The organism is Sorangium sp. So ce367 (assembly GCF_051520455.1).
GTDB classification, from domain to species: Bacteria; Myxococcota_A; Polyangia; order Polyangiales; family Polyangiaceae; genus Sorangium; species Sorangium cellulosum_B.
In genome coordinates this window covers 2,245,991-2,260,853 of the sequence record NZ_CP150334.1, presented here as the reverse complement: position 1 = coordinate 2,260,853, position 14,863 = coordinate 2,245,991, and the positions used below count along the sequence as shown (strand labels likewise).

At 72.7% G+C, this 14,863-nt stretch carries 9 protein-coding genes; all 9 read left to right on the top strand.

Going from position 1 to position 14,863, the window contains the following annotated elements; translation table 11 throughout:
• Positions 1-152: 152 nt before the first annotated feature.
• The 9 genes from WME97_RS08655 (at position 153) to WME97_RS08615 (ending at position 14,633) form a co-directional block, all read left to right on the top strand.
• On the top strand, positions 153-4,424 hold the full coding sequence (locus WME97_RS08655) for a HEAT repeat domain-containing protein (RefSeq protein ID WP_437551058.1): 4,272 nt from the start codon (positions 153-155) through the stop codon (positions 4,422-4,424).
• Complete coding sequence (locus WME97_RS08650; protein ID WP_437551056.1) at positions 4,421-5,011, top strand: hypothetical protein; 591 nt, start codon at positions 4,421-4,423, stop codon at positions 5,009-5,011. The genes WME97_RS08655 and WME97_RS08650 overlap by 4 nt, the downstream gene beginning before the upstream one ends.
• Positions 4,999-6,069, top strand: coding sequence for a tRNA (adenosine(37)-N6)-threonylcarbamoyltransferase complex transferase subunit TsaD (tsaD, locus tag WME97_RS08645; protein ID WP_437551054.1), 1,071 nt, complete (start codon positions 4,999-5,001; stop codon positions 6,067-6,069). Before WME97_RS08650 ends, tsaD begins: the two co-directional genes overlap by 13 nt.
• A 276-nt stretch (positions 6,070-6,345) precedes the next feature.
• Complete coding sequence (locus tag WME97_RS08640) at positions 6,346-7,365, top strand: hypothetical protein (RefSeq protein ID WP_437551052.1); 1,020 nt, start codon at positions 6,346-6,348, stop codon at positions 7,363-7,365.
• On the top strand, positions 7,355-9,130 hold the full coding sequence (locus tag WME97_RS08635; protein WP_437551051.1) for a hypothetical protein: 1,776 nt from the start codon (positions 7,355-7,357) through the stop codon (positions 9,128-9,130). The genes WME97_RS08640 and WME97_RS08635 overlap by 11 nt, the downstream gene beginning before the upstream one ends.
• A 44-nt stretch (positions 9,131-9,174) precedes the next feature.
• Positions 9,175-10,185: a PEGA domain-containing protein gene (locus WME97_RS08630; RefSeq protein WP_437551049.1), complete on the top strand. Its 1,011-nt coding sequence runs from the start codon at positions 9,175-9,177 to the stop codon at positions 10,183-10,185.
• Positions 10,186-10,439: 254 nt separating this feature from the next.
• Positions 10,440-11,801, top strand: coding sequence for a PGRS family protein (locus WME97_RS08625; RefSeq protein WP_437551047.1), 1,362 nt, complete (start codon positions 10,440-10,442; stop codon positions 11,799-11,801).
• A gap of 88 nt (positions 11,802-11,889) precedes the next feature.
• Positions 11,890-12,969, top strand: a complete 1,080-nt coding sequence (locus WME97_RS08620) for a tetratricopeptide repeat protein (RefSeq protein WP_437551045.1) — start codon at positions 11,890-11,892, stop codon at positions 12,967-12,969.
• A 305-nt stretch (positions 12,970-13,274) separates the two neighbouring features.
• Complete coding sequence (locus WME97_RS08615) at positions 13,275-14,633, top strand: PGRS family protein (protein ID WP_437551043.1); 1,359 nt, start codon at positions 13,275-13,277, stop codon at positions 14,631-14,633.
• The last annotated feature ends 230 nt before the right edge of the window (positions 14,634-14,863 follow it).

Sequence of the window (14,863 nt, the reverse complement as noted above, 5' to 3'; positions counted from 1 at the left end):
GGCGCGTCAAGCGCCCGGCCGGAATTGGAAAGTCGTCTGCTGAGCTCAGCGGCCTCGCATGTCCGGCATCCGCGCCGCCCCGATCGCGCCCGTTCCCGGCGCCGCCGCTGCTCCGCGTGGCCGGCCGCGCACCGTCGATCTACCCTACCCAGGTGCGATCCCACGTTCTGGCCGGCTGCCTCGCGGTCCTGATCCCCGCGGCCGCGACGCTCGCGATCCCGCGCGCCGAGGCCGCGGATTTCGATCCGTCCGGCCGCGGCAAGCGGCCCAGGCCGAAGGCCCCGAAGCCCGGCGGCGGCAGGCCTGGCCCCGCCGCGCGGCCGCAGCCCGCGAAGCCGCCGCAGGCGAAGCCGGAGCCGGCAGAGACCGGCGACGGGAAGCGGGGCGGCCCGTCGAGCGACGCGCTGATCGCGCGCTACACGGCCATCGTCATGAGCCAGCCGAGCGCGCCCTTCCCGCTCCAGCGCCTCGCCCAGCTCTACCGCGAGCGCGACGGGAACCTGAAGAAGCTCGTCGAGGAGTTCGAGCGCCGCGCCGCGCAGCCGGGGGCCGACGCCTGGGCCTCGAAGGTCGTGCTCGCCGGCGTCTACAAGCAGGACGGGCGCTACGACGACGCCATCAAGACGTACGAGGCCGCCATCGCGGACCGGCCCGGGGACCCGGCGGCGATGATGGCGCTCGCCCAGCTCGAGGCGGATCGCGGCGACAAGGCGCGCGCGCGCGGGCACTACGAGAAGGCGCTGCCGCTACTCAAGGTCCCCGCGGACGTCGAGCAGACCCGGCGCACGCTGCTCGCGCTCTGCCTCGACCTCTCCGACTTCGAGGCGGCCAAGGCGCAGCACGACGCGCTCGTGAAGAACGCGCAGGGCTCGCTCTTCGTGAAGGCCGAGCTCGGGCGCGAGCTCTCCGCGCGCGGGCACCACGCGCGCGCCGAGGCCGAGTTCCGCGAGCTCGTGAAGGCCGCGGCCGGCGACAACCGGGCGCTCGCGCCGGCGCTGCGCGATCTCGGGCAGGCGCTCGCCAAGCAGAAGAAGATGGACGAGGCGCTCGCCGTGCTGAAGCGGGCGCTCGCCATCGCCGGCAGCGCCGCCGGGGTGCGGGCCGAGATCCTGCTCATCATGACCGACGCGTTCCGCGCCGAGGGCAAGCTCGCGGAGCTCATCGCGATCCTCGAGGCCGAGAGGGGGCAGGACTTCCAGCGGCTCGCGACCCTGGGCGCCCTGTACGAGGAGACCGGCGACGTCGACAAGGCGATCGGGATCTACAGGAAGGCGCTCGCGCTCGACGGCAAGCACATCGACACGCGGCTCCGGCTCGTCCACCTGCTCCAGACCGCCGGCGAGCTCGACGCCGCGATCCGCGAGTACGAGCTCCTGATCAAGGCGGCCCCGGGCAACGCGGACTTCGTCTTCGAGCTGTGCGAGACGCTCATCCAGCGGGGCGACCGGCCCAAGGCGCTCGCGCTGCTCACCCAGCTCGAGGGGCGCGTCGCGGACGAGGCCGAGACGCTCGCGGCCGTCGCCGATTTCTACGAGCGGGTGGAGGAGAAGGACCGGGCCCTCAAGGTGCTCCAGCGGCTCGCCGCGGCCGCGGGCGGCGATCCGAGCCACCTCGTCGACCTGGGCGACCGGTACTTCCAGGCCGGCGACAAGAAGAAGGCGCTGGAGACGTGGGCGCGCATCAAGCAGGTCGTGCCGAGCCGGGCGCGCGCCGCGGCCACGCTCGGCGAGGTGTACCTCGACCACGACATGGTGGCGGAGGCGCTCGCCGCGCTCCGGGAGGCGGCGCAGCTCGAGCCCGCGAACAGCCGCTACAAGAAGGCGCTCGCGATCGCACTGGAGCGCACGGCGAGCGCGCTCGGCAACGCGGGGCCGCGCTACACGGAGGCGCGCGAGCTCTGGGAGCAGCTGCTCGCCGGGGCGGGCAACGACAAGCTGCTCGCGCGCGAGGCGCGCACCCACATCGTCAGCCTCTGGTCGCTCACCCACGAGCTGCCGAGCCGCGTCGCGCCGCTCGCCGCGCGCTTCAACGCGACCCCGCCCGACCTGGAGGCGGGTCGGCTGCTCGCGGAGGTGCAGCGCAAGCTGCACCGGCTGCCCGACGCCGAGGCCACGCTCCGGCGGCTGGTCCAGGCCGCGCCGGGCGACGAGGACTCGCTCCTCGCGCTGGAGCGCGTGCTCGTGCTCCAGCAGAACCTCCTCGGCGCGATCGACGTGCTGGGCAAGCTCGTCGAGGTGAACCCGAAGCGGGCCCGCGAGTTCTACCAGCGCATGGCGCAGTACGCCGCGGAGCTGTACCGCGACGACGACGCGATACGGTACGCCGCGCGGGCCGTCGAGCTCTCGCCCGAGGACGCGAGCGGCCACCAGAAGCTCGGCGACATGTACCGCCGGCGGCAGGACTTCCAGCGCGCGATCGCCGAGTACCGGCAGGCGCTCGCGAAGAACGACCGGCTGTTCCCCGTGTACTTCGACCTCGCCGAGCTGCTGCTCACCGCGGGGCAGGCCGAGGAGGCGGACCGGCTCTTCCGCCGGGTGGTGAGGGCGTCGAACGACGAGGAGCTCGTCGCGCGCGCGGCGCGGATGTCGATGCAGGTGAACCTCGGCAGGGGCTCGCTCGAGGTGCTCGAGCGCGAGCTCCTGCCGGTCGCGGTCGGCAACCCGCAGAAGCCGCTCTACCGGCGGCTGCTCGTGGAGCTCTACGGCGCGATGACCTTCCCGCTGATGCAGAAGGTCCGCGGCGAGGGCCGCGCGGCGAGCGCGGCGGCGCGCGCGGAGCTCGCGAAGATCGGCGCCCGCGCGGTGAAGCCGCTGCTCGACGCGCTCGCGGACGAGAAGGAGTCGCAGCAGAAGGTCGCGATCGAGGTGCTGGCCTACGTCGAGAACAAGGGCGCCGGGCCGGCGCTCTACAACTTCGCGGTAGGCCAGGCCGACAAGGGCCTGCGCGCCCGCGCGATGATCGCGTGCGGCGCGCTGCGCGACCCGGCCATGCTGGAGCGCTACGAGCAGATGCTCGCGCCGCGGGACGCGGCGGCGAGCGTGCTGCCGAACGACGCGGTCGCGGTCGCCGCGACCTGGGGCGTGGCGCGGCTCGCGGCGGGCGGCGGGCGGCCGGCGGCCAAGGCGGTGGCGCTGCTCGCGCGGCTCCTGTCGTCGCCGGCGCCGGAGGTGCGGGCGCTCGCGGCGGTCGGCCTCGGGCTGACGCACGACCGGAAGCACGCGGCGGCGCTGTCCGCGGTCGCGAGGGCGCCCGAGGCCGGCTCCGTGCCGCGCGCCGCCGCGGTCCGCGCGCTGGGCGAGCTCGCGGGCGGGGGCGAGGGGCCCGCGCTGTTCATGTCGCTCGCCGACTCGAGCGAGCCGGAGCTCCGCCGCGCGGCGCTGATCACGCTCGCGCGGCTCGGCGGCGGCGGCAGCGCGGGACCCGGGGGCGGCGGCGCCGGCGAGGCCGAGGCGGTCGCCGCGGGCGGGGCCGCCCAGGCGATCGCCGCCGGCGCGTTCTCGTCGGACGAGGGGCTGCGCGCCGCCGCGGTCTCGGCGGCGGTCGCGCTCACGCGGCGCGCGTACCCGCGCGCGCGCGAGCCGCTGCCGGTGCCGGACGGCGCGCTGACGGTGAAGGACGTGCTCGCGGGGCTCGACCCCGATCCGCCCGGCCCGGAGGATCGCGCGGCGGCGCTGGTGGCGCTCGGCCCGGCGCTGCAGAAGGCCGCGGTCGCCGCGGTCGCGACGTCGCCCGAGCGGGCCCTGGTCGTCGCCGACGCGATCCTGTCGCGCGGCGCGGCCGTGTCGGGCGGGGCAGGCGGCGATCCCGGCGCCGGCGGGGGCGTCGCGGCGCTCGGGCTCGCGCCGTTCACGGACGGGCGCGCGGCGCTCGCCCCGGAGCCGAGGCGGCAGGTGGAGGCCGCCGTCGAGGGGATCGCGGCGGCGGTCGTGAGCGGGTTCGTGGCGCTCGTGCGGCACCCGGCGATCGAGGTGCGCACGCGCGCGGTCGAGCTGCTCGCGACCCGGCCCGAGCCGGAGGCGCAGGCCGCGGTGGTCGACGCGCTCGGCGATCCCGAGGAGAGCGTGCGGCGCGCGGCGCTCGCGGCGCTCGGCGCGGTCCGGCACGGGCCGACGATCGCGGCCGTCTCGGAGCTCCTGCGGACCTCGTCGAGCTGGCCGCTGCGCGTGCGCGCGGCGGAGGCGCTGGGCCGGCTCGGCGCGCCGGGCGGGGGCGCGGGCGGCGGCAGGCCGAGCCAGGTAGCCGAGACGCTCGGCGGGGCGGCCCGCGCCGACGCGTACGCCCTGGTGCGCGAGGCGGCGGCCCGCGCCCTCGCCTCCGCGGACCGCGCGGCGGCGGCGCCGGTGCTCCGGCAGCTCGCTGCGAGCGATCCCGAGCCGCGCGTCCGCCAGACCGCGGCCGAGCTGATGCGGAGCGCCGCGCCTTGAGCCGCGCTTCTCCGCCCGGGCCGCGGCGCCGCGCGCTGCGGCTCGCGCCGCTCGCCCTCGCCGGCGCGATGAGCGCCGGCGGGGCGGCCGGCTGCGACGACCTGAGCCGGTTCTCGACGGCCGACGGGGAGGCGTACTGCGGCGCGATCACGCTGGGCGGCGCGTTCCGCGCCGGCCTGAGCCCGCGGGTGCAGATGCGGCTCACGCTCGACGCGGACGCGCTCGACAGGGCGGAGCCGCCCGGCGCGCTGTGGACCTACGAGGCGCCCGACGGGGCCACGGCCGAGCGGCGCCTCCTCGACGGCGCGCCGCTGCGGCCGATCGGCGCGCTCGCCCACGATCCGCTGTCGCGGCTGGAGTTCGGGGAGGGCCGGGAGCGCAACGCGATCTACGCGGTCGACGCGTCGGAGCCGGAGACGGAGCCGATGCTCGCGGTGCTGTCGCTGCGCACGGACGCGTCGGTCGAGGTGCGCCTGCTCCGGCCTGGCCGGGCGCCGCTCGCGCCGGGCGAGGCGGATGCGGCGGGGCAGCGGCAGGTGTTTGGCAATTTCAGGCTGACGCGGCGGACAGGGACATGCGGGTTCTAGGGATCGAGACATCGTGTGATGAGACGGCGGCGGCGGTGGTCACCGAGGGAGGCGACGTCCTCTCCGACGTCGTGCGCAGCCAGGTGGCGCTGCACGCGCCTTACGGGGGCGTCGTGCCCGAGGTCGCGGCGCGCGATCACGCGCGGGCGGTGGTCCCGGTGGTGCGCGAGGCGCTCTCGCGCGCGGGCGTCTCGGTGGCGGATCTCGACGGCGTCGCGGTGACGTCGCGGCCGGGGCTCGCCGGGGCGCTGCTCGTCGGCCTGCAGGCCGCGAAGGGGCTCGCGTGGGCCGCGGGCAAGCCGCTCGTGGGCGTCGATCACCTCGTGGGGCACCTGCTCGCGGTGTTCCTGCGGCGCGGCGGCGCGCCGCTCTCCGACGAGCGCGAGCGGCCGTCGTTCCCGTACGTGGCGCTGCTCGCCTCGGGCGGGCACACGGCCATCTACCGGGTGGATGGCCCGGCGATCGGCGCGATCCGGGAGCTCGGCGCGACGCGCGACGACGCGGCGGGCGAGGCGTTCGACAAGGTGGCGAAGCTGCTCGGCCTCGGGTATCCGGGCGGGCCGGTGGTCGATCGGCTCGCGGCCGGGGGCGACGCGGCGGCCGCGGCGGACGCGGTGCCGGCGCTGATGGCGCGCAAGGAGTCGCTGGAGTTCAGCTTCTCGGGCATCAAGAGCTCGGTCGCGCGGCACGTGGCGAAGCGGGGGCGGCCGGAGGGGCAGGCGCTCCGCGACCTGTGCGCGGCCTTCCAGGGGGCCGTTGTCGACGCGCTCGTGCAGAAGACCGTGCGGGCCGCGCGGGCCGAGAGGATCGGGCGGGTGGTCCTCGGCGGCGGGGTCGCGGCGAACCAGGGGCTCCGCGCGAAGATGGCCGCGGCGTGCGAGCGGCGGGGCCTCGCGCTGTTCGTGCCGCCGCTCGCGAGCTGCACGGACAACGGGGCGATGATCGCGTATGCGGGCGCGCTGCGGCTCGCGGCCGGGGAGCGGGACACGCTGGATCTCGCGCCGGAGACGAGGACGGCGCTGCCGCGGGTGACCCGCAAGGGCGGTGGCGCGAGGTGATCGGGACAGGCCGGTAGCGCGAACGGCGCGCGGGCGCGGAGGACGCGGGTCCTGTGTGCGTGGGGACATGGCGTCCGATGGCGGACGATGGCGAACGGTGGCGGACGATGAAGTAATGGCTCGTGCTGGGGATTACCTCGGACTTGTACGCTGCGGCGAGCCGTGGTCTGATGCGTTTCTCAGGATTCAGGCCGGCCCGCGCTCGCCGTTCTTCCGGCCGCGCGGGACAGGACAGGGCGGGATAGCCCGCCCGGCGGGTCGCGAGGATTGTAAGCCATGCAGGTTGTTCTACCGATAGTGCTCGGGTTGATCGCGGTGGCGTGCGGCGCAGGCGCCGTGTTCCTGTTGATGCAGGCCACGCAGCTGAAGCGGAAGCTTCAGGACGCGAACCAGCACATCGAGGCGCTCCGGCAGGCCAAGGGCCAGCTGGATCAGCTGCGGGCGCAGTACGGGCAGCTCCAGCAGGCGCTTGAGATCTCGCGGGGCGAGGACCGGCAGAAGGTCGACTGGCTCGACGCCCAGCAGAAGGAGATCGACTGGTACAAGAGCGAGCTCGAGAGCCGGCCGAAGATCACGCAGAAGCGGTACAAGATCCTGACGCTCGGCATCAAGTGGACCGGCAAGACGTCGCTCACGCTCAAGTGGGCGAATCCCCTCGTGGATCTGGGCACGCTGCAGGGGACGAAGATCGAGCGTTACGAGCGGACCGTCAGCCACGTCCTCACGAAAGAGGTGTTGACGGAGCATGTGTTCGAGGTCGGCGACTGGGGCGGCGAGCACATCGTGGATGCGCAGCAGGAGCTCATCATGGAGGAGGTCCATGGGCTCTTGATGGTCGTGGATCTGGCGGGCAAGGACGGTCAGAAGGTCGAGCCGTCGAGGATCCAGGAGCAGCTCCGGGAGTTTCAGCCGCAGTCGCTGCAGTTCTTCTTCAGCCCGAAGACGCTGGCCTCGTGCAAGGCGGTTGTGCTCTTCATCAACAAGTCCGATGTTCTGTCCGGGACGCCGGCCGAGGTGGAGCGGGAGGCGCGCGGGTATTACAAGACGCTCATCGACAGCCTGGAGCGGTACAAGAACAACATCGACATTCGCGTGCTCGTCGGGTCGGCGAGCTACGGGCACAGCACGCATCACCTGTTCTCGCACTTCGTGGAGAAGATCCTCCCGAAGAACGCGTATGATCCGCAGCTCCTGCAGCGGATGAAGCAGGACATCAGCGGACATTCGGCGCTGTCGCGGACCGCGGCGCTCCCTGCCCCGCCGGTGCCGCAGCAGGTCAGGCCCAATGTACGGTAACGAGGGCGCTTCGGGGTATGTGATCCCGCGGTACCGCGCGCCGGCGGACGCGGCGTGGTATCACGTGCTGCACGGGAACATCCCGGGGCACCAGATCGACTTCATGTACTGCCCGGAGGTGCCGCAAGGGCCCCTCACGACGACGCAGTTCAGCCACCTGGCGCGGCTGATGAAGTACATCGAACCTGCGACGGGGGCGACGCACGCGTTCGCGATTGGCAATCTGTCGAGGGATGACACGCAGCACGAGCCTGGCCACGGGGCGGTGGGGCTCATCTTCGGCTTCCGGATCGGCGGGGCGGTCGACCACGCCGGGCGGGGGAACCCGCCATTCGCGCACGGGATCGTCGCGGTGGATCGGGACCTCGGGTATACGACGCTGCTGGAGGCGTCGGCGACGTTCTACCGGCACGTGATGAACGCGACGGAGCTGAACTCGTCGGCGGGCATGTTCTACCGCGAGTACACGGGCGCGGTGCGGGAGGCGCCGGAGCGCGTGGCGCACGTGCTGGAGCGGTATGTCGAGGAGTTCGGGGATCTGCCGTATCTCCGGCGGAGCGGCGCGACATGGGACTGGGTGGCCGACGAGGCGGCGCAGCCGAAGCGGGTGGTGATCGTCCACAAGCCGGATGAGCCATTCGGGGCGATCGCGCACGCGGCGGCGCGGATCGCGACGGTGCTGTACCGGTCAAACATCAAGTGGACGTCGATCACGAGCGGGCGGGAGGCGGATATCCCGGGCGGGGTATCGGTGCGGTTCGTGAGGGAGCGGGACGTCACGATGGAGGACCGGCACGGGGTGCTGCTCCGGATCGAGGAGGTCTCGGAGGACGAGGGGGAGATCGCGCGGGGGATGTTCGGGGCGCGGCCGCTGGCCGAGGTGGAGGAGAAGCCGCAGTTCGGCGGCGGATGGCGCGAGCGGTTCGCGGCGCAGCAGGGCGGGACGGGGCCGGTGGGCGTGGCGGCGCATGGCGTGGGCGGCGCGGGACAAGAGCGGCGGGCGCCGGGGTCGATGCCGCCGTCGCAGCGGGGCGTGGCGGGGCCGGCGGGGCCGACGTCGCAGCAGGTTGGGCCGAAGGGGACGCTGGTCATCGATTCGGAGAAGCTGCTGGGGAGCGCGGCGCTGGCGGCGGGGGTCGAGGCCGGAGGCACGGGGCCCGTGCGGATGGGACAGGCGGCGGCGGGGAACGCCGTGCCGGCGCAGGCGGCGGGCGGTGGGGCCGGGCGGGCGGCGGGCGGCGGGGCGTGGAGCGCGCCGGCGGGGCCGATGCCGCCGGTGCCGAGCGTCGGCGGGGAGGAGCGCGACGAGATCCCGGTCATCGTGGAGAAGCCGGCCTCGTCGCGGACGTGGATCTGGGCCGTCGCGGGGCTCGGCTTCGTGGCCGTGGCGGGGATGGTCGCGGTGCTGGTATCGCAAGGGGCGCCCGGAGGGGGGACGGCAACGCCGGAGGCAACGGGGCCGGGCGTGGCGCCGCCCGCCGGGAGCGCGGCGGCGCCGGGGCCGAGCGCCGAGGTCGGCGCGGCAGCGACGACAGGCTCGCCCGCCACGACGGCACCGCCGGAGGCGACTGCGAAGCCGCAGGCGGGGCAGGAGCAGCCGCAGCAGGGTGAGCCGCAGCCGAAGACGCAGCCATCAGGGCGGACGAGGAACACCAAGGCAGGTGGGGCTTCGCCGGGGCGCTTGGACCCGAAGCCCAGAGGGGGTAAGGTGCCGCCGTCGAGCACTGCCGTCCCGCCTCTCCCCGAAGGGAAGCCTGAGTTCTGATGACTCCGACGATGAGAAAGCGACCGCTTCTGTGGAGTTGGAGCGTGGCCGTGGCGTTGACGGCGCAGGTTGCGGGCGCGCAGCAGCCGTCCGCCGCCGCCGCCGGCGAGACCGACGCGCTGACGGACAAGGCGCGACAGCTCTATGAAGAGGGGAGACAGGCGGCAGCGGCGGGAAAATGGGCCGACGCGCACGCGTCGTTCCTCGCGGCGTGGGCGATCAAGCCACATTACCAGATCGCGTCGAATCTCGGGGTCGCGTGCCTCAAGCTGGGCAAGCACCGTGACGCAGCAGAGTACCTGGCGCGGTATCTGCGCGAGGCGCCAGCCACCAAGGTGAACGAGCGGCAGAACGCGGAGACGTCGCTGAAGGAGGCGCTCGCCAAGGTCGCATCCGTGACGGTGCAGGCGACGCCGGCAGGGGCGGAGGTGACGGTCGACGGGGCGGTCGTGGGCAAGGCGCCGCTCGCGGATCGGGTGTTCCTGGATCCGGGCGAGCACGAGATCGGGGCGAAGCTCGATGGGTACACGCCTGCGATGCGTCCCATCGCGGCGGTGGCGGGCCGTGCGGAGACGGTCGTGGTGCAGCTGGAGCGGGCGCCGGCCGCTGGCGTGGGAGCGCGTCCCTTCGTGGTGGAGCCGACGGGGCCGGTGGCGCCGCGCGCTGAGCTGCGGACGCCGTTGCTCATCGCAGGTGGGGTCGTGGCGGGCGCCGGCATCGTGACGGGCGTGATCTTCGGGGTGCTCTCCAGCCAACGAGCCGATGACGCGGAAGAGATGCGGCGTGAGCTGCTCGGTCGATGGAATGGCGAGAAGCGATGCCCCGCCGGAGACGTGTCGAAATGCCGCGACCTCAAAGCCGCGGTGCTTGACGAGATCCACTTCAGCAACATCGGGTTCGTCAGCCTTGTCGCGGGAGGAACGATCGGGGTCGGCACGCTGGTCTACGGGCTAGTGACGAGGAGAACTGAGCCTCCGAGAACGACCCCGGGCCCACGCGTGGCGCCGCTCCTCGGACCCGGCGCGGCCGGGCTCTCCTTCAGCGGAAGGTTTTGAGCTTACATATTTCGAAGGGAGAAGGCCGTACTATGCGTCGCCGCGCCTATCTTGCTGCAGCGATCTTCCTGGGGACGATGGCCGCGTGCTCCGCGTGGCCTCGATTCGATAGCGACGATGAGATCGCAGACCAAGCGTTGGAATCGGACAGCGGCTCCAGCGGAACAGCAGGAGGGCCGCCGGATCCGCCGCCGCAGTGTGTGCCAGGGGAGGGCGAAGGGTGGAAGGCCGACGCGTTGTGTGGTGGGATCTTCGTGAGGCTCGACGGAGACGATGAGAACGCCGGGACGCCGGACGCGCCGGTGAAGTCGTTGGGGAGAGCCATCGCCCTCGCGACCGCCCTCCCCGATGCCACGAAGAAGAACGTGTATGCCTGCGCCGAGACGTTCGAAGAGAAGGTCGAGATCCAGGCAGCTGTGACGCTGTTTGGTGGACTCGACTGCGAGAACGGCTGGGGATGGATAGGAGATCAGAAGCGGACGACGCTGACGGCCGAGGCCGGGACCGTCCCGCTCACGATGCATGGGGGCGGATCAGTTCGGATGGAGGACGTGCATGTCCTTGCTGAATCGGTTCTGACATCCGGAGCGTCGTCCATCGGGGCCGTGGCCGATGGTGTCAAGGTGTCGCTGGCGCGCTGCACGATTGAGGCAAGTGATGCCGCGCCTGGCGCCGATCAACGCCAGGACACGAACAGCGCGACACGCGGTGACGATGGGAACCCAGGTGAAGCTGGGTGCATGGCCTCTGTTACCGCCGGCGGTGCCGAGCCAGTCAACAACTGCGAAGATGGGGGCGAGGTCTCCGTCGGCGGCGCTGGCGGAGTAGGACAACCGAACAGCGGTGGCAGCGGCGGCGATGGCACGCCGGGAGGCTCGGCCATTGGCGGAGCCGGGCAGACGGCAGGGGGAACTCTCTGCGCCCCCGGCAAGGCCGGCGCAGATGGCATGCCCGGCGGGCCAGGCGCCGGGGCCACGGCTCTCGGCACCCTCTCACAAGGTGGCTACACCGGCCTATCCGGCGTTTCCGGCATGCCCGGAACCACGGCGCAGGGTGGCGGTGGCGGCGGTGGCGCTCGCGGTGTTCTCAGCAGTGGCTCCCCCGGGCGTTCCTGCCCCGGCGGTGCCAAGGGAGTCGGCGGCCCCAGCGGCGGCTCGGGCGGCGCGGGCGGCTGCGGTGGCAAGGGCGGCCTCGGGGGTTCCGCCGGCGGCGCGAGCATCGCGCTCATCAGCCTCGACGCCACCCTCCAGTTCCACGACGTCACCCTGAAGACAGGCAGCGGAGGCAAGGGCGGCAACGGCGCTCCAGGACAGCCCGGCGGCACCGGCGGCACCGGCGGCACCGGCGGCGTGGCACCGCCACCGCCGGACTCCTCCGGCCTTGACAACGCCTGCAACGGCGGTCGCGGCGGTCAGGGTGGTCAGGGCGGTCGCGGCGGCGGTGGCCGCGGCGGTCACTCCATCGGCATCGCCTTTCGCGGCACGCCGCCGCCCATGGACGCGAACGACCTCCATTTCGAGCTCGGCGAGCCCGGCTTCGGCGGCGAGGGAGACGGGAGCAACGGCGACGGCGCCTCCGGAGCCAAGGCGCCGACGCTCGATTTCTCCTCTCCGTGACGCCACCGTGCCCCGCGGTGGCCAGGTCTCGTGAGCTTGCCGGCACGCGCTCTTTCCCCGAGGACAATCCGTGAGTAAGAGTGCGGCGATGAACTACCGTTCTGCAGCGGCCAGCCTGCTCCTCGTCGGCCTGCTCTGCACATCGCCTGCGGCGGCGCAGGACGGTCCTGTGTCGGCGCAGAGCAAAGCAGCCGCTGTCGCGCTCGCTGAGCTGGGATGGGCCCACTACGAGGCTGACCGGTACACTGAGGCGCTTCAGGCGTTTCGTGACGCGGAGGCGAAAGCGCACGCGCCCCCGTTCCTGCTCATGGTGGCGCGCTGTTACGTCAAGCTCGGCCGCTTTCTCGAGGCGCGCGATATATATCGGCTCGTCGTGAACGAAAAGCTTGCGCCCGGCGCTCCACCCGCATTCGCCGACGCGAAAGCCAGCGCGACGAAGGAGCTTGCCGAGCTAGAAGCGCGCACCCCGACCGTGGAAGTCAACGTCACGGGTACCGTTCCTGCCGGGCTGGAGATAACGCTCGATGGCCTGCCCATCCAGGGTTCTACCCCGGTGCAGCGCGATCCAGGCGCTCACACCTTGGTCGTTCGCTCGCCTGGGCGCCGCCCCTTGACCCGGGCTATCCAGCTGGCCGAGGGATCGAGAGAACGCGTCAAGCTTGATCAGGCCGCGATCGATGCGCTGCCGGCCGTTGAGCAACCGGCAGCCGAACGCATGCCATCCTCAAGCGTGACTGAGCGCGCTGCCCCATCGATCTCCTCGGCACTGATGACGCCGCGAGATGACGTCCGGACGGCAGTGCTCGTCGGAGGCGGGATTGCGGCTGGCGCTGGCGTCGCGGCGGGCGCGATACTCACGGTGATGGCCAACGCGCGGGCGAGCGAGGCAGAGCACAAGAAGGATGCGTTGCTGGCCAACGGGTACAGCGAATCTTCCTGTCGTGGCATGAGCCAGACCGGCTGCACTGGCCTCAGGGATACGGCATATGCCAAGGTTGATCTCAGCAACGCGGCGTTCTGGAGCTTCGTGGCAGGCGGGGCGATCGGGGCTGGCACGCTTGTGTATGGGCTCGTGACGAGGAAGCCTGTTGAGGTGGCGCCAGGCGTGCGGGCAGCGCCGCTCCTGGGGCCGAGTGTTGCCGGACTCTCGCTCACCGGACAGCTCTGATCTCGCATTCCTGGACAGGAGGAGTTTGCACTATGCGTCGCCGCGCTCGTGTCGCCTCGGTGCTCTTTCTAGCGACGATGGCCCTAGCCGCCGGCGGGGCCGGGTGCGACTGGCCGTTCTCTCGTCCTCAGGAGGCCGACGAAGCGGGCTCCCAAGGAGAGGACACCACCGGCTGCGCGGACATCCTCGGCTGCCACGGGAGCGAGGGAGAAGGCGGAGCCGGAGGACAGCCGCGACCGCCGCCGCAGTGTGTGCCAGGAGAGGGCGAAGGATGGAAGGCCGACGCGTTGTGTGGTGGGATCTTCGTGAGGCTCGACGGAGACGATGAGAACGCCGGGACGCCGGACGCGCCGGTGAAGTCGTTGGGGAAAGCCATCGCCCTCGCGACTGCCTTCCCCGATGCCACGAGGAAGAACGTGTATGCGTGCGCCGAGACGTTCGAAGAGAAGGTCGAGATCCAGGCGAATGTGACGCTGTTCGGTGGACTCGACTGCGAGAACGGCTGGCGATGGGTCGGCGAACAGAAGCGGACGACGCTGACGGCCGAGGCTGGGACCATCCCGCTCACGATGCACGGGGGCGGATCAGTTCGGATGGAGGACGTGAATGTCCTTGCTGAATCGGTTCTGACATCCGGAGCGTCGTCCATCGCGGCGATGGCCGATGGTGTCAGTGTCTCGCTGGCGCGCTGCACGATTGAGGCAAGTGATGCCGCACCTGGCGCCGTTCAAAGCCAGGACACGAGCAGCGCCACGCGCGGTGTCGATGGGAACCCAGGTGACGGTGGGTGCATGGCCGCATTTACCGCCGGCGGTGCCGAGCCAGTCAACGACTGCGAAGATGGGGGCGAGGTCTCCATCGGCGGCGCTGGCGGAGTAGGACAGACGAGCAACGGTGGCAACGGCAGCGATGGCCTACCGGGTGACTCGGCCAATGGCGGAGCCGCGCAGACGGCAGGGGGAACTGTCTGCGCCCCTGGCAACGCTGGTGCAGGTGGCATGCCCGGCGAGCCAGGCCGCGGGGCCACGGCTCTCGGCACCCTCTTACGAGGTGGCTACGACGGCGCAGGCGGCCTGCCCGGCCTGCCCGGAACCAAGGCGCAGGGTGGCGGCGGTGGTGGCGGCGCTCGCGGTGTTCCCCAGAGTGGCGCCTCCGGGCGCTCCTGCCCCGACCCCAATGCCAAGGGAGTCGGAGGCCCCAGCGGCGGCTCGGGTGGCGCGGGCGGCTGCGGTGGCAAGGGCGGCCTCGGCGGTTCCGCCGGCGGCGCGAGCATCGCGCTCATCAGCCTCGACTCGACTCTACAACTCCACGACGTCACCCTGAAGACAGGCAGCGGTGGCAAGGGCGGCAACGGCGCTCCAGGACAGCGCGGCGGCAACGGCGGCAACGGCGGCACCGGCGGCAAGGCGCTGTCGGGCTCCTCCGGCCTTGACGACGCCTGCGACGGCGGCCCGGGCGGCCCGGGCGGTCAGGGCGGTCGCGGCGGCGGTGGCCGCGGCGGTCACTCCATCGGCATCGCCTTTCGCGACAAGCCGCCGCCCATGGACGCGAACGACCTCCATTTCGAGCTCGGCGAGCCCGGCCTCGGCGGCGAGGGAGACGGGAGCAACGGCGACGGCGCCTCCGGAGCCAAGGCGCCGACGCTCGATTTCGCCTCCCCGTGACGCCATGGCCCCATCGATGGCCCCTCGTGCGTCTCGCGCTCCCCCGATGGCCTCGCGATCCCGCCAGCGGCGTCGCTCGGCGCGGCCCGCTTCCCGAGGGTGTCACCGCTCCACCGAGAGGAGCGCAGACACGCTGTCAGCACCCCCGACCTCGGCATCAGCCGCGCGCCGGAGCTTCCGTCCACCACGCCCGCATCGGGAGAATCCCGGTCGCCACCGCATCGCCGCCT